Annotated in this window: 14 protein-coding genes and 1 pseudogene; all 15 read left to right on the top strand. The window is 55.6% G+C overall.

The window, feature by feature from the left end; all coding sequences use genetic code 11:
• The first annotated feature begins 22 nt into the window (after positions 1–22).
• The 15 genes and pseudogenes from EAV92_RS11125 (at position 23) to EAV92_RS11050 (ending at position 21,656) form a co-directional block, all read left to right on the top strand.
• Complete coding sequence (locus EAV92_RS11125) at positions 23–724, top strand: CoA transferase subunit A (RefSeq protein ID WP_420888825.1); 702 nt, start codon at positions 23–25, stop codon at positions 722–724.
• On the top strand, positions 721–1,398 hold the full coding sequence (locus EAV92_RS11120; protein ID WP_123041151.1) for a 3-oxoacid CoA-transferase subunit B: 678 nt from the start codon (positions 721–723) through the stop codon (positions 1,396–1,398). The genes EAV92_RS11125 and EAV92_RS11120 overlap by 4 nt, the downstream gene beginning before the upstream one ends.
• Complete coding sequence (locus tag EAV92_RS11115) at positions 1,395–2,579, top strand: acetyl-CoA C-acetyltransferase (RefSeq protein WP_123041150.1); 1,185 nt, start codon at positions 1,395–1,397, stop codon at positions 2,577–2,579. Before EAV92_RS11120 ends, EAV92_RS11115 begins: the two co-directional genes overlap by 4 nt.
• A 44-nt stretch (positions 2,580–2,623) precedes the next feature.
• Positions 2,624–3,712 carry a serine hydrolase domain-containing protein gene (locus EAV92_RS11110; RefSeq protein WP_123041149.1) on the top strand — a complete coding sequence of 363 codons (1,089 nt, stop codon included), beginning with the start codon at positions 2,624–2,626 and terminating at the stop codon, positions 3,710–3,712.
• A 24-nt stretch (positions 3,713–3,736) separates the two neighbouring features.
• Entirely contained in the window at positions 3,737–4,783 is a 1,047-nt protein-coding gene (locus EAV92_RS11105) for an alpha/beta fold hydrolase (protein WP_123041148.1), read from the top strand.
• A gap of 282 nt (positions 4,784–5,065) precedes the next feature.
• Positions 5,066–6,547 carry an Lsa family ABC-F type ribosomal protection protein gene (locus tag EAV92_RS11100; RefSeq protein ID WP_123041147.1) on the top strand — a complete coding sequence of 494 codons (1,482 nt, stop codon included), beginning with the start codon at positions 5,066–5,068 and terminating at the stop codon, positions 6,545–6,547.
• Between the two features lie 90 nt (positions 6,548–6,637).
• On the top strand, positions 6,638–6,826 hold the full coding sequence (locus EAV92_RS11095; RefSeq protein ID WP_123041146.1) for a hypothetical protein: 189 nt from the start codon (positions 6,638–6,640) through the stop codon (positions 6,824–6,826).
• 143 nt (positions 6,827–6,969) lie between these two features.
• A pseudogene (locus EAV92_RS11090) lies at positions 6,970–9,867 on the top strand (family 78 glycoside hydrolase catalytic domain).
• A gap of 43 nt (positions 9,868–9,910) precedes the next feature.
• Positions 9,911–12,175: a glycoside hydrolase family 3 protein gene (locus EAV92_RS11080; protein WP_206424303.1), complete on the top strand. Its 2,265-nt coding sequence runs from the start codon at positions 9,911–9,913 to the stop codon at positions 12,173–12,175.
• Positions 12,176–12,309: 134 nt separating this feature from the next.
• Entirely contained in the window at positions 12,310–14,055 is a 1,746-nt protein-coding gene (locus tag EAV92_RS11075; RefSeq protein WP_123041142.1) for a cache domain-containing sensor histidine kinase, read from the top strand.
• 6 nt (positions 14,056–14,061) lie between these two features.
• Positions 14,062–15,669 carry a response regulator transcription factor gene (locus tag EAV92_RS11070; RefSeq protein WP_123041141.1) on the top strand — a complete coding sequence of 536 codons (1,608 nt, stop codon included), beginning with the start codon at positions 14,062–14,064 and terminating at the stop codon, positions 15,667–15,669.
• 235 nt (positions 15,670–15,904) lie between these two features.
• The gene (locus EAV92_RS11065; protein WP_123043687.1) at positions 15,905–16,774 is read left to right on the top strand and encodes an ABC transporter permease; all 870 of its coding nucleotides are present in this window, start codon (positions 15,905–15,907) and stop codon (positions 16,772–16,774) included.
• A gap of 20 nt (positions 16,775–16,794) precedes the next feature.
• Positions 16,795–17,670 (top strand): carbohydrate ABC transporter permease, encoded by an 876-nt coding sequence (locus tag EAV92_RS11060; protein ID WP_123041140.1) that lies wholly within the window; start codon positions 16,795–16,797, stop codon positions 17,668–17,670.
• Positions 17,671–17,752: 82 nt separating this feature from the next.
• Complete coding sequence (locus tag EAV92_RS11055; protein WP_123041139.1) at positions 17,753–19,291, top strand: ABC transporter substrate-binding protein; 1,539 nt, start codon at positions 17,753–17,755, stop codon at positions 19,289–19,291.
• 97 nt (positions 19,292–19,388) lie between these two features.
• Positions 19,389–21,656, top strand: coding sequence for a beta-glucosidase (locus EAV92_RS11050; RefSeq protein ID WP_123041138.1), 2,268 nt, complete (start codon positions 19,389–19,391; stop codon positions 21,654–21,656).
• Positions 21,657–21,659: the final 3 nt, after the last annotated feature.

The raw sequence follows: 21,659 nt of genomic DNA, 5'->3' as shown, positions 1-21,659 counted from the left end.
GGGGTGGACTCGTTTGAATAAAATGGTCGATTCGATGCAGGAAGCGATCGCGGATATCCCGGACGGCGCGACTCTGATCGTGGGAGGTTTCGGCTTGTGCGGCATTCCGCAGCACCTGATCGCGGCGCTTCGGGAGCGGGGAACCCGCGGTCTGACCGTCGTGAGCAACAATTGCGGCGTGGATGATTGGGGCCTCGGATTGCTGCTCGCGAGCAAGCAGATTCGGAAAATGGTCTCTTCGTACGTCGGCGAGAACAAAAATTTCGAGCAACAGTATCTGAGCGGAGAACTTGAGGTGGAGCTCGTGCCGCAAGGAACGCTCGCGGAGCGTTTACGGGCCGGGGGAGCGGGGGTCCCGGGTTTTTATACGGCGGCAGGCGTCGGAACGACCGTGGCCGAAGGCAAGGAAGTCCGGCAGTTCGACGGGAAGAACTACTTGCTGGAAAAGGCGATCATCGGCGATTTCGCGCTTGTCAAAGCGTGGAAGGCGGATCGGTTCGGCAACCTGGTGTTCCGGAAAACGTCGAGGAACTTCAATCCGTTGGCGGCGGCCGCCGGCCGGATCACGATCGCGGAAGCGGAGGAAGTAGTGGAGCCGGGCGAGCTGGATCCGGATTCGATTCATACGCCCGGCATCTACGTTCAGAGAGTTATCCAAGGCGGGGCTTACGACAAAAGGATCGAGCGGCGAACGGTTCGCCCGGCGGCAGGAGGTTTAGGATGAGCGATTCACGTACCCGAATCATAGAGCGCGCGGTCAAGGAAATTCGCAGCGGCATGTACGTCAACCTGGGCATCGGCATGCCGACATCGCTTGCAGACCATATTCCAGCGGACGTGGAAGTCATGCTCCAATCGGAAAACGGCTTGCTTGGGATCGGTCCATATCCGACGGATGGCGAGGAAGATGTGGATCTCATCAATGCCGGCAAGGAGACGGTCACCGCGGCCCGCGGCGCCGTATATTTCGACAGCGCCGAGTCGTTCGCCATGATCCGCGGCGGACATATCGATCTGGCCATTCTGGGAGGGATGGAGGTTTCCGAGGAGGGCGATCTCGCGAACTGGATGATTCCCGGCAAAATGGTCAAAGGCATGGGCGGCGCGATGGATTTGGTGAACGGTGCCAAGCGAGTCGTCGTCATCATGGAGCATGTCAACAAGCACGGCGAGTCGAAAGTGAAGCAACGCTGCTCGCTGCCGCTTACCGGCCGCCGGGTCGTACACCGTCTGATCACGGATTTAGCCGTATTTGATTTTGCGGAGGACGGCATGACATTGGTCGAATTGCAGCCCGGCGTATCCCTGGACGAAGTCCGCAAGTGTACCGAGGCATCGTTCTTCGTTGATCCCTCCGTTCCGGACGTCGGCACTTTCGGATTGCGTGAGGCCCAATGAACAAAGAAGCGGTGATCGTTGGCGCCGTGAGAACGGCGATCGGCAATTTCCAAGGAGCGTTGTCCGGGTTGCCGGCGACCGAACTGGGCAGCATCGTCATCCAAGAAGCGCTGCGAAGGGCATTCCTGAAGGCCGAAGAGATCGACGAAGTCATCATGGGAAACGTTCTTCAGGCGGGGCTCGGGCAAAATCCCGCCCGCCAGGCCTGGCTGAAGGGCGGACTGCCTCATGAAGTGCCGGCCCTGACCGTGAATCGAGTATGCGGTTCGGGGCTTCAGGCAGTCATTCTCGCGGCGCAATCCGTTCTGCTCGGAGATGCGGACGCGGTCGTCGCGGGCGGGATGGAAAGCATGAGCCGGGCTCCCTATTTGGTGGAAGGCGTCCGTTCCGGATTGCGGATGGGGGACGGTCAGCTGACGGATACGATGATCCGGGACGGATTATGGTGTGCGTTGACCGACGTTCATATGGGGGTCACGGCCGAGAACGTCGCCGAACGTTACGGCCTGACCCGAGCGGAGCTCGACGCGTTCGCGGCGGAAAGCCAATGCAAAGCGGAACAAGCGATGGCGAACAAGCGATTCGAGGCGGAGATCGTTCCGATGTTCATCCCGCAGAAGAAGGGCGAGGCCGTTCGGTTCGACCAGGACGAATATCCGCGGCCGGGAACGACGGTCGAGAGGCTCGCCGCCTTGCGGCCCGCCTTTAAAGAGGGCGGCATCGTGACGGCCGGCAACGCCTCGGGCATCAATGACGGTGCGGCCGCCATGATCGTGATGTCGGCAGAGGCGGCAGCCGGGCGGGGACTTCAACCCTTGGCGCGGATTCGCGGATATGCCGTCAGTGCCCTGGATCCGTCCTTAATGGGGCTCGGACCCGTTGAGGCGATTCGCCGCTTGCGGCGGCGTACCGGCGTCTCTCTGGACGACATCGATTTGTTCGAGCTGAACGAAGCTTTCGCCTCCCAATCGATTGCCGTGAGGCAGGAGCTGGGCATTCCGCCGGAGAAGATCAATGTGAACGGAGGCGCGATCGCGCTTGGGCATCCGATCGGCGCGAGCGGCGCCCGGATCGTCGTTTCGCTGCTATATGAGATGGAGAAGCGGGAGGCGAAACGGGGAATCGCGGCGCTGTGCGTCGGCGGGGGCCAAGGTGTCGCCCTCCTAGTCGAACGGGACTAACGCTAGCGATCCATTCAAGATGGCGTGCCGGAGGGGGAAACCGGATGGGCGATATTCAGAGGCACATGCAGCGGTTTTTGGAGCAGATGGTCGAGGAAGGACGGGAACTCGGCGTTCAGCTGGCCGCCTATTATGAAGGCGAGTTGATCGTGGACGCATGGGCGGGCGTCGCGGATTCCAGAACGGGAAAGCTCGTGGACGATCAGACGCTGTTTCCCGTATTTTCCGTGACCAAAGGCATCGCGGCAACGATGCTTCACGTGCTTGCAGAACGGCATTCTCTCGACTATGACATGCCGATCGTCGAGCTCTGGCCGGAGTATGGCGCTCATAGGAAAGAAGCGACCACGATTCGCCACGCGCTGGCCCATACGGCAGGGATTCCGCATATGCCGGAAGGAATCGGCAGAGCGGAAGTCGCGGATTGGAACCGGATGCGGGACGAGATCGCAGGTCTCACTCCCCAATGGCCGCCCGGCGAACATATGGAGTATCACGCCATCACGTTCAGCTGGATCGTCGGAGAGATGATTCAACGATTGGACGGGCGCTCCTTTCAGCAAGTTCTGAAAGAAGAGATTATGGACCCGCTCGGCATTTCCGACCTGTACGTCGGCATCTCCGAAGAGGCCGAGCCGCGTGTCGCCTGGCTGGAGGAGCCAGAGTTCGATCAGGAGATGTTCCCCGCGACGGGACTTCAATCGATACCGGCTTGGATCTGCCCGCTCGCGGAATGGATGAACGGGCGCGAGGCGAGATACGCCTGCATTCCGGCGAGCAACGGCATCATGACGGCTAAGGCGGCGGCAAAACATTACGCTTGCCTGCTTCCCGGAGGCGCAGAGGGAGTGGAACTTTTGCCGCAGACCCGAATGCGTACGGCAACGGCCAGGCATATCACCCCAATGCAAGAAGATCAGTATAGAGGCTTGGGCTACCAACTGGGTCCGACGAATCCGATGATGGGACCGAGAATGACCACTTTCGGCCACGCCGGTTATGGCGGATCGATCGCGTTCGGAGATCCGGACCGGCGGCTTGCCGTCAGCTATGCGAAAAATTTATTCTCCAGCCGGGGAGCGGGACTCGACGTCGTTCGGGAACTCAAAAAACGATTGGGTCTTGAGGATTGATAAAACCAGTGGAGGTGCGAGTGAATGAACACCATTTCTCGTAAAGAGGTACAAACGGACAGGCTGCGGATTTCTTATCTGGAGGCCGGAAACCCGGAGTTTGAACCGGTCCTGCTCCTGCACGGCAACGTCTCTTCCAGTCTGTTCTGGCCAGACACGATGGAATTCCTGTCCGATCGCTACTGGGTACTGGCTCCCGACTTGCGCGGTTATGGGGAGACGCAGGCCGAACCGATCGATGCGACTCGCGGACTGCGTGATTGGTCGGAGGATTTGGCCTCTTTCCTTCAGACTTTGCGGATCGACAGAGCGATCCATCTGGTCGGTTGGTCCATGGGAGCAAGCGTTTTGATGCAGCTACTCATCGATCGGCCGGGAACGGCGGCTTCGCTCACGTTGCTGAATCCGATGTCGCCGTTCGGATTCGGCGGAACGAAGGATGTGGAAGGAACCCCTTGTCATGCCGACTTCGCAGGCTCCGGAGGGGGAACGGCGAATCCGGTTTTCGCGGAACGGCTCAGGAACGGAGATCGGACGGATGAAGATCCGAACAGTCCGCGCAACGTCCTGAACCAGTTTTATGTGAAACCGCCGTTCCGGGCAGAGAAAGAAGAAGAATACGTCACGTCGATGCTGACGACCCGCGTCGGACCCGGACTGTATCCGGGAGCGTTCGAAGCCTCGGCGAATTGGCCGGGCGTTGCGCCCGGATCGGACGGCATCAACAATGCGATCTCTCCCAAATACGTCAATCTCTCTTCATTCTCTTCCATCGAGGAGAAACCGCCTGTTCTTTGGATCCGGGGATCCCATGACGCCATCGTTTCCGATACGTCCTTCCTGGATTTCGGGTACTTGGGCCAGTTAGGCTATGTACCGGGTTGGCCGGGTGCGGACGTGTATCCGCCGCAGCCGATGGTTTCGCAAATGAGACTCGTTTTGGACCGATATCAGGCGGGCGGCGGCAGCTATGAAGAAGTCGTCATCGAGGATGCGGGGCATTCCCTGCATGTCGAGAAGCCTGAGGAGTTTAGAAAGGTTTGGAGCCGGTTCGTGTCCGAAGAGAAGTAAGCAGGATCCGACGTTGCAAAAAGGGAAAAGGCTATGTTAAACTGTCCCTAATTTTAACGAACGGAGATGAAGAGGATAATGTGATATTTCTTGCCCGCGTCTAAAGAATAAAGCAGGGATTGTTTTATTCTTGATCGGCAAGAAAGTTACCTTATTCTTTTCACTCTCGAAGATATATCTTTTTCATGCCCTCGTCCGGGCTGAAATGGCCGTATTTTTTTGAGCTGTAGGAAAGGTAACTTTCCTGCAGCTCTTTTTATTACGGCTAAGGAGGTTACCGGCATGTCCATGATCAAGGTATCGAACCTGTCGTTTGCCTATGACGGCAGCTACGACAACATTTTCGAGAACGTCAGTTTTCAAATGGATACGAACTGGAAATTAGGCTTTACGGGAAGAAACGGCCGAGGCAAAACCACGTTTCTCCATCTCTTGCTCGGCAAATACGAATACAGCGGAACGATATCGGCAAACGTCAGTTTCGATTATTTCCCCTTCCACGTTGAACACAAAGAGTACAATACGATTGATATCGTCGAGGAAATTTGTCCGGACTATGAGCAATGGCAGTTATTGCGTGAGCTTTCGCTTTTGAAAGTGTCGGACGACGTGCTGTACCGGCCGTTCGAAACCCTGTCCAATGGGGAACAAACGAAGGTACTGCTGGCCGCCTTGTTTTTGAAGGAAAACAGCTTTCTGCTCATCGACGAGCCGACTAATCATCTGGACCTGCATGCGCGAAAGCTGGTCAGCGATTATCTGAACGGGAAGAGCGGGTTTATTTTGGTGTCGCACGACCGGGCGTTCCTCGACAACTGCGTGGACCACGTTCTTGCGATCAACAAAACCAATATCGAAGTCCAAAAGGGGAATTTTTCCGATTGGTGGGAGAACAAACAACGGCAGGACCATTTCGAACTCGCCGAGAACGATAAGCTGAAGAAGGACATCAAGCGTCTCTCCGAAGCGGCCAACCGGACGAGTAACTGGTCGCACGAAGTGGAAAAAACCAAGAATGGCACCCGCAACTCCGGCTCTAAGGTGGATAAAGGTTACATTGGCCACAAAGCCGCCAAGATGATGAAGAGGTCCAAGTCGCTTGAGCATAGGCAGCAATCCGCGATCGAAGAAAAATCCCAGCTTCTTAAAAACGTCGAAAGCTCGGAGAGCCTGAAAATTTCGCAACTGGCGTATCACAAGCACCAACTCGTCGAGCTTGACCGCGTTTCGATTCATTACGGCGGGAAGACCGCTTGCCGCGACGTCAGCTTTACGATCGAACAAGGGGACCGCATAGCGCTGACCGGCCCGAACGGTTCGGGAAAATCCAGCTTGCTCAAACTGATTTGCGGGGAGGATATTCCTTACTCCGGCGTGCTACGAATCGGTAGCCAGCTGAAAATTTCGTACGTCTCACAAGACACCTCGCATTTGCAGGGAGATTTGTCCGATTTCGCGAGAATGAGCGGGATTGATGAGAGCTTGTTCAAATCGATTTTACGGAAGCTCGATTTTTCGCGATTGCAATTCGAGAAGGACATCGCTTCTTTCAGCGGCGGCCAGAAGAAGAAAGTGCTCATCGCGAAAAGCCTCTGCGAGCGGGTTCATTTGCACGTTTGGGACGAACCGCTTAATTTCGTCGACATCATTTCCCGGATGCAGATCGAAGAACTGCTTCTTGAGCACGCTCCGACCATCCTTTTCGTGGAGCATGACAGCGAGTTTTGCAAGCATATCGCGACAAAGACAATAGGGCTCCGATGACTGTTGGAAAAGCCAATACCGACGCGCATCTATCCACATATAATGGAGGCATGTACCAATGACTCTAGTGGATAAGGAAGCGGATGTTGCATGTCGAGCAAAATTGGACGAGTCGTTATCGTAAGGAATGAAGGTACGGTGGTTTTCGGCAATGTGAACAACATTTCCACCTCCAGCACGTCGAAAACCAACGAGGGAGCAGGTCAGGAAATGACCGGAGGTACTTCGAATAATAACGCCAACTCGATGATGCCCAAGCAATCCACCACCAGCGCCTGAACCCTGCCGGGTTCGGGCTTTTTTATTGCGCGCTCATTTGGTCGTCAAAACCAAACATTAGGTCGGCATATTGAAAGCGGCTGTTACAGGACGATCGGTACAATGGTAGAAGAGGTGCAATCCAACATACGGAGGCGAGAAGCATGTCTTCATTAATCGCATACGGCCTAACGGCGGAATACAGATCCCAGCTTCTCGGAACGGACGTGAAACGTCCGAGGATCAGTTGGAAACTGAAGTCCGATCGTAAAGGCACCCTACAGACGGCTTACCGGATTCAGGTGGCCGAGGGAGATGCGGATTTCGAATCGTCTATTTGGGACAGCGGGCGAGTAGCATCGGAAGAATCGGTACTGATTCCGTATGCAGGACCGGAGCCGTCTTCCCGCACCCGATATTTTTACCGGGTTAAAGTTTGGGATCAATTCGGCCGGGAATCGGAATGGAGCGAGATAGACTGGTGGGAAACCGCGCTCTTGTCCGCTGAAGAATGGCAAGCCCACTGGATTTCCCCTGAATCGCAAGCGATCGATCCGACAGCTGAGCCGGCGTTCCTGCTGAGGAAATCGTTCGATCTGAGCAGAGGGGATATCGTTTCGGCACGGATTTACGCGACGGCAGCGGGCGTGTACGAACTTTATTTGAACGGCGCTAAGGTCGGAGACGAAGAACTCGCCCCGGGCTGGACCAGCTATAACAAAAGGATTCAATACCAGATATACGACGTGACGGCTCTTCTGCGTGAGGGCGGGAATGCGTTGGGAGCAATGGTCGCAAACGGCTGGTATAAGGGGCGTCTCGGTTGGGAGAACAAATCCAACCACTACGGCGACAGAAGGGCCGTTCTTGTACAAATGCACATCCGGCATAGGGATGGCTCCGAAACGGTGATCGCGAGCGACGAATCTTGGAAAGCGGCAACGGGACCGGTTTTGTTCTCCGAACTCTATGACGGGGAAACCTATGACGCTCGCCTCGAAAGGAAAGGATGGAGCGAAGCGGCGTTCGAAGAGTCTTCTTGGAGTTCGACGGAACTGCTGGATCTTTCTTATTCCCGGCTGGTCGCGCAGGAAAACGTGCCGACCCGCGTTACGGAAATCATGAAGCCGGTGTCCGTGATTCGGACTCCGGAGGGAGATACCGTTCTCGACATGGGGCAAAACATGGTCGGACGGATCCGATTGTCCATTCAAGCACCAGAAGGCACGAAGATCACACTGACGCACGCCGAAGTGCTGGACAAGCACGGCAATTTCTATAGAGGCAACATTCGGACCGCCAAACAGACCGTCGTCTATATCGCGAAAGGCGAAGGGGTGGAAACCTACGCTCCGCATTTTACGTTTCAGGGCTTCCGTTATGTCAAAGTAGAGGGTTTCCCCGATCAGATTAATGGATTGCCCCTGGAAGCTTTTGAGGGCGAAGTGATTCACTCCGACATGCAAAAGACCGGTGTTTTCGAATGCTCAGACGACAGGGTGAACCAATTGCAGCGCAATATCGTTTGGGGACAGCGGGGCAATTTCCTCGACGTTCCGACGGATTGCCCGCAAAGGGACGAGCGCCTTGGTTGGACCGGGGATGCCCAGGTATTCGCCGCGACCGCTTTGTTCAATTATAACGGCGCGCCTTTCTTCACCAAATGGCTTCGGGATTTGAAGGCCGATCAGCTGTCGGACGGGAGCGTTCCGTTCGTCGTCCCGAACATTCTGCAAGGGTACAACTCCGCGGCGTGGAGCGACGCGGCGACGGTCATTCCTTGGGCGTTATACTTCAGTTACGGCGATAAGCGGATCCTGGCCGAACAATACGGCAGCATGAAAGCCTGGGTCGACTTCATCCGCAACCAAGGTGAGCATGAGCATATTTGGAACACGGGCTTCCATTTCGGCGACTGGTTGGCTTTGGATGCGAAGGAAGGCAGTTACATGGGGGCCACTCCGAACCATATGGTGACCGCGGCTTATTTCGCTCTCTCGACCCGCATCGTTCGGGATGCCGCCCGTTTGCTAGGTCACGAGGAAGACGCGGTTTATTACGGAGAGCTGGCGGAACGGATCGCTGCGGCATACCGCGACGAATTCATCACGCCGAACGGGCGGGTCGCCGCCCAAACGCAAACCGCCCACGTAATCGCTCTAGTCTTTGATCTCGTCGAACCGAAAGACCGTCAGCGGATCGCCCGGGATTTAAACGAAATGATCGTCGATAACGACTACCATTTAACGACCGGGTTCGTCGGAACCCCATTCTTATGTTTTGCGTTGTCCGACAACGGCTACCATGAAACCGCGGTTAAGCTGCTGCTTCAGCAAACCTATCCTTCTTGGCTTTATTCGGTATCCAAAGGCGCCACCACGATCTGGGAGCACTGGGACGGCATCAAGCCCGACGGTTCTTTCTGGAGCGACGACATGAACTCCTTCAACCATTACGCCTATGGCGCCGTCGGGGATTGGATGTACCGTAAAATCGCCGGATTTGCGCCTGACGCTAGAGGGCCCGGGTACAAAAAAATCCGGATAGAACCCGATTACACGGGCGGCAGGCTGCAATATGCCCGCGTCTCCTATGAGACGATGTACGGAACGGCGAAAACGGAGTGGACATTCATCGGCGACAAAATCGAACTGACCGCGGAAATTCCCGCCAACACCACGGCCTTCATCCTACTTCGCGGAGCGATGGCCGATCAGGTTCTCTGTTGCGAAGCCGACTTGTCGGACGCCGAAGGGATCGTCTCTTTCCGTTAAGATAAGGACGGCGTCCGGATCGAGGTCGGTTCGGGAAGTTATGCCTTTACGTATGACCGGCCGCTCTTCTCTTATCGCGTTTACGATCCCGGCATGCGTTTGGGGGAGATGGCTCAATGGGAGTCCGCCAAACGGATTCTGGACCGTCACGCCCCGGGATTTGCCGACGACCTGGGATTCATGGCTAAGCTGCCGTTGGCGGCTGCGGCGAATAACCCCATGGGAGGCGGCATTACGCAAGACCAGTTTGACGCGATCAGCAGGGAACTTTTGTCCTTGCGTGAGTAGTTCCGCATAGTCGATGAAGAAAAACGGGTGGAGGTTGAAAGGAATGGATCAGCATTCAAACAAGAAAGCAGCCGTGCGGTATGTACGCAACGAGGGCGGGCCTCTGCTGGGTTACTCCGAGACGTCGGGGGTGAGCATCCTGCAACAAGACGGTTTCGCTTTCAAGGATTTGAACAAGGACGGCAAGCTGGATCCGTACGAGGATTGGCGCCTGCCGCCGCGAGTACGGGCAAGGGATTTGGCTTCCAAAATGACCATCGAGCAAATCGCCGGCCTCATGCTGTACAGCAGCCACCAGGCGATCCCCGGCAACATGGGATGGTTCCCGGCTACGTATGCCGGAGGCCGGAATTTCGAGGAAAGCGGAGCGGCTCCAAGCGATCTGTCCGACCAACAGCTGGACTTCCTGACGAAAGACCATATTCGGCACATTCTGATCACGCGCGTTCAGAGTCCGGAGGTTGCGGCGGATTGGAACAATAACGTGCAAGCCTTCGCCGAGGGCATCGGCTTGGGCATTCCGGCCAACAACAGCTCGGATCCCCGCCACGGCTCGGATACGTCCAAGGAATTCAACGCCGGAGCCGGCGGCACGATTTCCATGTGGCCCGAAAGCATGGGGCTCGCCGCCGCGTTCGATCCGGAAATCGCCCGTGAATACGGCGAGATCGCCTCGCGGGAATACCGCGCGCTGGGGCTGGCAACGGCGTTGTCCCCGCAGGTGGATATTTCCACGGACCCGCGCTGGTTCCGTTTCGGCATGACGTTCGGCGAAGATCCGCGGCTTGCCGCGGATATGGCGCGAGCGTACATCGACGGCTTCCAGACGTCGGAAGGGGAGGCTGAAATCGCGGACGGCTGGGGGTACGCCAGCGTCAACGCGATGGTGAAGCATTGGCCGGGCGGGGGCTCGGGAGAAGCCGGACGCGATGCGCATTTCGGATACGGCAAATACGCGGTGTATCCGGGCAACAACTTCGAGGAGCACTTGATCCCTTTCACGGAAGGGGGGTTCCGCCTGTCCGGCAAAACCAGCAAAGCTTCGGCCGTCATGCCCTATTACACGATTTCCGTCGACCAAGATTCCAAGAACGGCGAGAACGTCGGCAATTCTTATAACGCCTATCTCATCGACGATTTGCTTCGCGGGAAATACGGCTACGACGGAGTCGTTTGCACGGATTGGGGAATCACCGCCGACGAAGGAGAAGACATCACCCGGCTTTTCCCGGGCGGTCGCTGCTGGGGCGTGGAGGAAGGCTATACGGTCGCCGAGCGCCATTACAAGCTGCTTATGGCGGGCGTGGACCAATTCGGCGGAAACAACGATGCGGGTCCGGTTATCGAGGCTTATTATATCGGCGTCAAAGAGCACGGAGAAGCGTTCATGCGCAAGCGGTTCGAACAGTCTGCCGTGCGGCTGCTGCTGAACATGTTCCGGCTGGGATTGTTCGAAAATCCATACCTGAACGCCGAAGAATCCGCCGCTATCGTCGGATCTCCTGCCTTCATGGAAGCCGGCTACCGGGCCCAATTGAAATCGATCGTGATGCTCAAAAACGAAGGGGTTCTGCCGTTAACCAAGAGGAAGTCGGTCTATATTCCCAAAAGGAAACTGCCGGCCGACAGCGATTGGATGGGGATGCCCATTCCGCCTTCGGAGCAATATCCGGTCAATCTCGATATCGTCAGGAAATACTTCGATGTCACCGACCGGCCGGAGGACGCGGATTTCGCGCTGGTCTGCATCGAAAGCCCCCGTTCGACCAAAGGATACAGCAAGGCCGACGCGGATGCCGGCGGGAACGGCTACGTTCCGATCAGCCTGCAATACCGGCCCTATACGGCGGAACATGCCCGGGAGACCAGCCTTGCCGGAGATCCGCGGGACGTGCTGAACCGTTCGTATCAAGGCAAGACGGTAACGGTCGCGAATGAAGGCGACCTCGATGCCGTCCTGGAAACGAAAAAGCGGATGAACGGCAAGCCCGTCATCGTCTCCATTCTCTTATCGAATCCCGCAGTCGTCTCGGAATTCGAACCGTCGGCCGACGCCATCGTGGCGCACTTCGGCGTACAGGACCAAGCCATCCTCGAGATTCTGACGGGTGCTTTCGAACCTCAGGCGCTGCTTCCCTTTCAAATGCCGGCGGACATGAAGACCGTTGAGGAGCAGTTCGAGGACGTCCCGCATGACATGGAAGTTCATGTGGATTCGGCCGGCCATGCTTACGATTTCGCTTACGGATTGAATTGGAGCGGCGTCATCCGGGACGCCCGAACCGACAAATACGCGGTAAACCGGTAATGCTTTCATAGAGGGTCAAGCGAAGGAAGGGCAATGGCAACAATGCCCTTCTTTCAGCGTATATCGCGCATATATCGGAAGCGATATAATACTGGGGATAGGCTCAAACGCATACTGAAGGAGGAACGGCGGCCATGCGCAGGATCCAACCGTACGTAAATTCTCTCCGCTTTAAATTTTTCGCCGCCGTTTTGGTCATTTTCGTACCCCTCGTCACCGTGCTGGTCATCAACAATTTCTACTCGGTGGACGTGGTCCGGAATCAAGTGGCACAATCCAATAAAAACATGCTCGGCTTGTATATGGGACAGATCGATCAAAGACTGGAAGAAGTCGACAAGTATTTAACCAACACCCTCGAGAGCAACTTGAGCATCCTGGACATGGAATTTCCCAAGTCGCGCGACGCGGACCGCTATAACATCGCGAAGCTGACGCTGTTCAACACCATGAGGGACGATCTGGGATACTATCCCACGCTGGACGCGTTCTTCGTCTATTCCTCGGTCAACCGCGATCTCGTGCTGAGCCAGACTTCTCCGGACGGATTAGAGGCTCGGGAAAACGCTCGTGACGAAATCCTGAAAATGCTGGAAAAAGAAGCGGGCACGATCGATTATTCCCGCTGGTACGTCTGGAGCGGCGCGAAAGGCGACTATCTGTTTCATTTGATGAAATCCGGCAACGTTTACATGGGGGCTTGGATCAGCAGCGACAAATTGATGGTGCCTTTGAATCTGATCGATCTGGGGGAATCCGGCGCAGCCGTCATTACGACGGACGACAATAAGCCGATCAGCCACGACGCATTAATCAAGGATAAAGGCATCGACTTGAAATTCCCGGATGAGTCCTATGCCATCAGCGGAAAAGGCAAAGACACTTACCTGATCATGGGAGAGAAGTCCCAACGGGGCAATTTCAATCTCGTAGCGCTCGTGCCCGAAAAAGAGATTCTGCAGAAGCTTCCGTATCTTCAGCGCATATCGTCGATTATCTCCTTCGCGGCGGTGATGTTCCTTTTTCTTTTCGTATTCATGATGAGGAGGATCTTCCTGAACCCGATCAAACGGATCGTCGTCGCGATGCGCAAGCTTCGGGACGGCAACTGGGATTCGCGGCTCGATCAGAAGCCGAAGTCCACCGAATTCCAGATCGTGAACGAGACGTTCAATCGGATGATCGCGGAAATCCATGACCTGAAAATCAACGTGTACGAGGAAAAGCTGAACCATCAGCGGGCGGAATTGAAGCATCTGCAGCTGCAAATCAATCCGCACTTTTTCCTGAACTCGCTCAATATCATTTATAATCTCGCCACAGTGAAAGATTTTTCGCTCATCCAAGAGATGGCGAAGTGTCTTGTTTCTTATTTCCGGTTCATGTTCCGCAGCAATTCTTATTTCGTACCGCTCGGCGACGAGCTTTCGCATACCTCGAACTATTTGCGGATTCAGCAGCTTCGTTTTCCCGAGGTGTTCCAATACCGCGTCGATAAGCCGGTAAATTTGCTCGAACAGGAAGTGCCGCCGCTCATCGTGCAAACGATGGTGGAGAATACCATTAAATACGCCGTGAACATGGACGAGCCGATCCAAATCGCCGTCGAAGTATCCCAAACGGAGGACGCCGCGGGAAATCCTCGGCTGGTGATTCACGTCAAGGACACCGGCCCGGGATTTCCCGACGAAGTGCTCGACCGGCTCGCGCTGGACCTGGAACAAGCGGGGAGCGAGAACGGCGAGCAAATCGGAATTTGGAACGCGAGAAGGCGGCTCCGGCTGCTGTATCAGGAAAGAGCGACCATTGATTTCTATAACGAGAACGGCTTGGGCGCGGTCGTAAGGATCGAAATACCGATGGACAGGAAAGCAGGGTGATTCGCGATGTACCATGCTTTGATCGTGGATGATGAGATCCATGCGGTGAGAGGCCTGCAGGCCGGGGTGAATTGGAGCCATCTGGATATCGAAGCCGTCCATACGGCACACAGCATGAAGCAGGCTCAGGAAATCTTTCAAGACCAGCCCGTCGACTTGATGGTTTGCGACATCGAGATGCCGCTGGGTTCCGGGTTGGAATTAGCCAGGTGGGTCAAGGAGCATTACCCGGAAACGGAAACGATTTTCTTGACCTGCCATTCCGATTTCTCGTTCGCGAAGCAAGCCATACAGCTGGACAGTTTCGATTATTTGCTTAAACCGGTCGATTATTCGGAATTGGAAACCGTGATCGGAAAGGCTCTCGGCAAAATGAAAAAAGACAAGGAGCTGCGTTCCTTCGAGGAAACCCACCATCATTACCGGAAACTATGGGAATCCCATCGTCCGGTCGTGGCCGAACGTTTCTGGCAGGATCTGATCCGCAAGAAAATCCCGTCTAACCCGCTTGCGGTCCAGGAGCATCATCGCGCGGCAGGGTTGTCCTATTCCGAAGACGTCCGGTTCCTGCCCATGTATATCCGCGTCCAGCGTTGGCATAAGGAGTTGTCCGAACGGGACCGAAGGATCATGGAGTACGCTCTCCGCAACGTCCTGGAGGAAGTCATGGAGCCGGTTCCGGGAACCGCGGTGATCCCGGTCGGGGATGGGGCATTGCTGACCGTCGTGCCTTTGGATAAACCGGACGAAGACGCGGTCATCCGGGCGAACGGCGACGCGTTCATCCGGAATTGCAATCAGTATTTATTTTGCGATCTCAGCTGTTACGTCGGCCGCATGACGCCGCTCCACGAAATGGCTGAAATGCTGCGGCGGTTGCAGGAAATGGACGAAAACAACGTTACGCAAGTGAACCGAACGATCATCCTGAGCGATAAGCGCAAAGCGGAATGCTCGGCCGAACCGGCTCCTTGGTCGGAATGGGGCGAATGGATGAAGCAAGGCGCCCGGGACAAGCTGACCGAGAAGGTCTCGCGGTACTTGGAAGCCTGGAAGGAAACGGGCAGCGGGATCGACGCGCAAACCGTCCATTCGTTTTATCAGGATTTCCTGCAAATGGTCTTTTCCGTTTTACAATCCAAAGGATTGCACGCCAATCAGGTTTTCGCCCAAAACCTGCTGACCGACAAGCCGGAAACCGCGCTCCGTTCGGTTCCGTCCCTGCAAGAATGGACTCGTTACGTGATCGGAGTCGCGATTAACCACATACATTCCATCGAAGAAAACTTGTCCGTCGTCGACAAAGCCAAGCGATTCATCGCGGAGCAAATCGGCCAGCAGGAATTGTCCCGGGAAGATATCGCAAGCCATGTCTTCCTGAATCCGGACTACCTGACGCGCATCTTCAAAAAGGAGACGGGAATGTCGCTGTCGGACTACTTGCAGCAGAGGAGAATCGATTACGCGAAGGAACTCCTCGCGGGTACCGGGCAGTCCGTGAGCGATGTCGCGGTTGCTTCGGGCTATTCCAATTTGTCGTATTTCTCGACCATCTTCAAGAAAGCGACGGGCATGAACCCGGTGGATTATCGCAAGCGCGCGCAACAACGATAACGAGGAAAAGGACCGTCAGGGAACCGTATCCGTTCCTTTGGCGGTCTTTCCTTTTTCGGTCCCTAGGAAGTCGGAATTTCGAAAGTCGGAAGTCGTTTTATTGGTAAGCGGCTCGTCCTTGTGCGTATTAGAATGAAAACATAAACGAAAGGCAAGAAAGAAGGGGACAGCATTGGCACAAACAGGATGGGCCGCGAAGTTCAAGAAGCTCAAGCGTTATCGGGCCTTGTTTATCATGATGATTCCGGGCCTCGCCTACCTCATCATGAACAACTACTTGCCGATGTTCGGCGTGATCATCGCCTTCAAGGACATCAACTATGCCAAAGGAATTCTCGGAAGCGACTGGATCGGCTTCAAAAACTTCGAGTATCTGTTCAAGACGCAGGATGCCGTCGTCATTACCCGGAACACGATTCTTTACAACGGATCCTTCATCATCCTCAATACGGTATTCGCCATCTCCGTCGCGATCCTGCTGAACGAAGTCAGAAACAAGTTCGCCGCCCGCTTCTACCAGAGCGTGATTCTGCTTCCTTTCCTGATTTCGATGGTCATCGTCGGCTATCTCGTGCTGTCCATGCTGAGTGCGGAAAGCGGGTTCCTGAATTTGAACTTGCTTCCCATGTTCGGAATGAAACCGATCTCTTGGTACTTCGAGCCAAGGTATTGGCCTTACATCCTCACGATCGTGCAGCTGTGGAAGGCTACCGGTTATCTATGCGTCATCTTCTTGGCCGCGATCATCGGGATCGACAACGAATACTACGAAGCGGCCACGATCGACGGCGCCAGCAAATGGCATCAAATCCGCAGCATTACGATCCCGCTTATCGCGCCTACGATCACCATTATGACTTTGCTCGCGATCGGCCGCATTTTTTATTCCGACTTCGGCTTGTTCTACCAAGTGCCGCTGAACTCCGGTCCGCTTCAGCCGGTGACGGACGTCATCGACACTTACGTATACCGCGGATTGATGACGCTCGGGGACATCGGAATGTCTTCCGCAGCCGGTCTCTACCAGTCGCTGGTCGGATTCATCCTCGTGCTTCTCTCCAACTACATCGTCAGCCGAGGCAACAAGGAGAACGCCTTGTTCTAAACCGAAAGAGGGGAACGCCAATGAAAACCAACGATATGAACCAGGTCGTCGTGCATGCGATTTTCATCTTGCTCGCCGCCTTGTGCTTGATACCTTTCGTGCTGCTTATCATGTCATCGTTCTCGTCCGAATCGTCGATCGTGAACAACGGTTATTCCTTCTGGCCCAGCGAATTCAGCTTGGAAGCCTATACGTATCTCTGGGCGCAAAAGGCCGCGATGTTCAATTCATACGGCATCACCATCCTGATTACGGTCGTGGGCACCTTCGCCGGATTGCTGATCAGCGCTTTGCTGGCCTATCCGTTGTCCCGTCGGGACTTGCCGATGCGCGGCATCCTCAGTTTCCTCGTGTTTTTCACGCTCTTGTTCAACGGCGGATTGGTGCCGACTTACCTGATCTACACGGAAGTGTTCCACATGAAGGACACGCTGATGGCTTTGATCATCCCGGGTCTGCTTACGAACGGATTCTTCATCCTGCTGATTCGGACGTTCTTCGCCAACTCCATTCCGGTCCAGATTATCGAATCGGCCTATATCGACGGTGCCTCGGAATTCAAGATTTTTTACCGAATGGTGCTGCCGCTCTCTCTTCCCATTCTGGCGACGATCGGCTTGATGCTTACGATCAACTACTGGAACGATTGGTTTAACGGGTTGATTTACATCACGGAACCGCGGTTGTTCAGCATTCAGAACCTGCTCAACCGGATGCTGGTGAACATCCAATTCCTGCAGCAGAGCAACATGGGAGGCCAGAATATGTCGGTCAACCTGCCGACGAATGCGGTCCGCATGGCCATGGCCGTCGTCGGAATCCTGCCGCTCATCCTGATCTACCCGTTCTTCCAGAAATACTTCGTCAAAGGCCTCACCATCGGGGCGGTTAAGTAAAGTGATTCCGATTCGGCCAATTCCGGCCTTCATGACCGGTTGGTATAGATTGCACGCAGAACAATAACTAGGGGGAAAACTCATGCAAAGAAAGTCGAAAGCTCTTCTTCTGCTCTCCGTCTTGCTTATCCTGTCCTTGATGCTTTCCGCTTGCGGCGGCGGCTCCAAGGATTCCGGCAGCTCTTCCGAACCGTCTTCGAGCGGCAGCCCCGCTTCGAGCTCGTCCGGATCTTCGTCCAACGGCAAAGAAGAGGAGCTTACGCTCGCGTTCCTCGGAATCGGCAATATGAAGGAAGCCGGTTTGGTTCAGGAAGAGATCAGCAAAATCACGAAAGCCAAAATCAACGCGACGGTTAAGCTGATGCCGATCGATCCCGGCGCCTGGACGCAGCAGGTCAATCTGCTGCTGGCCGGCAACCAGCCACTCGACTTGCTCGTGACTTCCTCGTTCTTCAATTACAGTTCCCAAGTAGCCAAAGGACAGTTGCTGCCGCTTGACGAATTGATCGCCAAATACGCGCCGACCATTAAGGACACGATGGAACCGGCGATCTTCAACTCGACGAAAATCGGCGGCAAAATGTACGGCGTGCCGAGCGTCCGGGATACGGCGGCCGATCAAGGCATCGCTGCCCGCAAAGACTTGATGGATAAATACAATCTGACGTTCGACAACGTGAAAACGTATGCGGATCTGGAGCCGATTTTCCAGAAGATCAAAGAAAACGAACCGGGTGTCTATCCGCTGGTTCAGCGTTCACAGACCTTGACGGTAGCCTCCGAATTCGTCCGCGGTTACATCGATGCATTGGGAGATACGCCGGGTGTTCTATTGATCAATAACCAGGACCTGAAAGTCGTGGATCTCTATGAAACCCAAATCTACAAAGACGCTCTGCAATTGGCCCGCAAATGGTACCAAGCCGGCTATATCATGCCGGATGCGGCCACGACGCAAGAAGGCAACAACAGTCTGATCAAAGCAGGCAAAGGCTTCAGCTACCTGTCCAACATGAAGCCGGGATTCGCGGCTCAGGAAACGACGGTTAACGGACGCGAAATGGTAGCCGCATCCTTGGTGCCGCCGATTTCCACCTCCGATTCCGGAACGGGATTCATGATTTCGATCGCGAAGAACTCGCAGGACCCGGACCGTGCGGCTCAATTGCTGAACCTTATCTATACCGACAAAGACATCGTCAACCTGCTCGCGAACGGCGTGGAAGGCAAGCATTACGTGGATGCCGGCAACGGCCAGATCAAAGCGCCGGAAGGCGGAAGCAACTACGTCTTCAACCAATGGGAAGTGGGCAACAACGCTTTGGCGAAAGTGTGGCAAGGCACGGATCCGGACATCTGGGAACAAATGAAGGCATTCAACAAAAGCTCTACCTTCTCCAAAGCGCTCGGCTTCTCGTTCGATTCCGCGCCGGTCAAAACCGAAGTCGCGGCCGTCGCCAACGTCAACAACCAGTACAAGGCCGGGCTGGAATCGGGCACGATCGATCCGTCCAAGCTGGATGAGTTCGTCAGCAAACTGAAAGCTGCGGGTCTGGATAAAATCATCGCGGAAAAGCAAAAGCAGTTGGATGCGTGGGCGAAAGCCAACAACGTTCAGTAATCGGCTCCGTAATCGGCGAGTGAAGATACCCTTCTTCGAAACCCTGTTTCGGGGAAGGGTTTTTTATGGACAACGGTTAAGACTCGGGAGGTGCGCCATGGCAAGGGATTTGAAAAGTCTGATCGCGCAGATGACGTTGGAAGAGAAAGCGGGTCTGTGCTCAGGTCTTGACTTCTGGCATACGAAAGGGGTGGGACGGCTCGGCATTCCGTCGATCATGCTGACTGACGGGCCTCATGGGCTTCGGAAGCAAAATGCGTCCGCCGACCACCTGGGATTGTTCGACAGCGTCCCGGCAACCTGTTTTCCTTCGGCAGCCGGTCTGGCGAGCTCATGGGATCGCGATCTGATCCGGAAGGTCGGCGTCGCGCTGGGCGAAGAATGCCAGGCGGAAGACGTCGCGGTACTGCTTGGGCCGGGCGCCAATATCAAGCGTTCGCCGCTCTGCGGCCGCAACTTCGAGTACTTTTCCGAGGATCCGTATTTAAGTTCCCGCATGGCCGCCGGCCACATCGAAGGCGTCCAAAGCCAAGGAGTCGGCAGCTCGCTGAAACATTTCGCCGCGAATAACCAGGAACACCGCCGGATGACGGGCGATTCCGTGGTCGACGAACGTACGCTGCGCGAAATCTATTTGGCCAGCTTCGAGCACGCGGTGAAAGAAGCCCAGCCTTGGACCGTCATGTGCTCCTATAACAAGGTGAACGGCACTTATGCATCCGAGAACCGATATTTGCTGACCGATATCCTGAAAGACGAATGGGGCCATGAGGGCTTCGTCGTTTCCGACTGGGGGGCCGTCAACGAGCGGGCGGAAGGACTTGCGGCGGGATTGGAATTGGAAATGCCCTCGAGCGGAGGCGCGGGCGACCGTAAAATCGTCGAGGCGGTGCGCAGCGGCAAGCTGCTCGAGGATAAATTGGACCGCGCGGTCGAACGGCTGCTCAAAATCGTATTCATGGCCGTCGACCGCAAAAAAGAAGGAGCAACGTACGATGCCGAAGCGCATCATGCGTTGGCCCGGGAAGTCGCTCGCGAAAGCATGGTGCTGCTGAAGAACGATGACGGCATTCTACCGCTTCGCAAAGGCGGGAAAATCGCCGTAATCGGAGAATTCGCGGTGAAACCTCGCTACCAGGGAGGCGGAAGCTCCCATATCAAGCCGACCAGGCTTGAGGATATCCGCGATGAGATCGCGAAGTCCGCGGGGGCGGGCGCTCAGGTCACTTACTCCCAAGGATACGATCTGAAGTCTGACGTGTCGGATGAAGCTCTTGCAGCAGACGCGAAGAAAGCGGCCGCGGCCGCCGACGTCGCGGTCGTCTTCGCCGGCTTGCCGGACCATTACGAGTCCGAAGGATTCGACCGGACGCATCTGAGCCTTCCGGCAAACCAGATCGAGTTGATCCGAACCGTCGCGGAGACGCAGCCGAACGTCGTCGTCGTTCTGAGCAACGGCGCTCCCGTAGAAATGCCGTGGATCGGCAGCGTCAAAGGGCTGCTGGAAGCTTATCTGGGAGGTCAAGCGCTGGGCGGGGCGATCGCGGATCTGCTGTTCGGCGACGCCAACCCGAGCGGGAAATTGGCGGAAACGTTTCCGAAACGCCTGGAGCATAATCCTTCGTACTTGAACTTCCCGGGAGAAGGAGACCGGGTCGAGTACAAGGAAGGGCTGTTCGTCGGGTACCGCTATTATGACGCGAAGGCCATCGAGCCGTTGTTCCCGTTCGGATTCGGGCTCAGCTATACGACCTTCGATTATTCGAATCTGGTCATCGGCGGTAACGCGATCCGGGACGATCAAGAAGTGGAGATAACCGTTGACGTCCGTAACGCAGGGAATCGTGCCGGCAAGGAGATCGTCCAATTATACGTAAGAGACGTGCAAAGCTCCGTCATCCGTCCGCTCAAGGAACTTAAAGGATTCGCCAAAGTCGAGCTGCAGCCGGGCGAGAAGAAATCGGTCTCCTTCACGCTGGATAAACGTTCATTCGCCTTCTATGATGTCTCCTTGAAAGACTGGCGCGTGGAGACGGGAGATTTCGAAATCCTCGTCGGCCGTTCGTCTCGGGATATCGTACTCTCGAGTCTGATTTCCGTCGAGTCGACGGTTGCCGTTAAACCCGTTTATCACCGGAACAGCACGGTCGGCGATTTGATGGTCCATCCGGAAGCGGCAGCCGCCGTCATGGAATGGATCCGCAAAACCCCGTTCGGGGCGATGGCCGCCGATTACGACGGAGAAGGCGCGGAAATGATGCAGGCCATGATGAAATACATGCCGCTCCGCGGTTTGGTAGGCTTCAGCGGGGGAGCCCTCAGCGAGGAAGAGCTCGAAGGTTTGCTGAAACGAGTGAACGTCTGATTT

The sequence above is a fragment of the Cohnella candidum genome (assembly GCF_003713065.1).
Classification (GTDB): Bacteria; Bacillota; Bacilli; order Paenibacillales; family Paenibacillaceae; genus Cohnella; species Cohnella candidum.
Note: the sequence above shows the minus strand (reverse complement) of the source record. Positions and strands in the feature narration are given on the sequence as shown.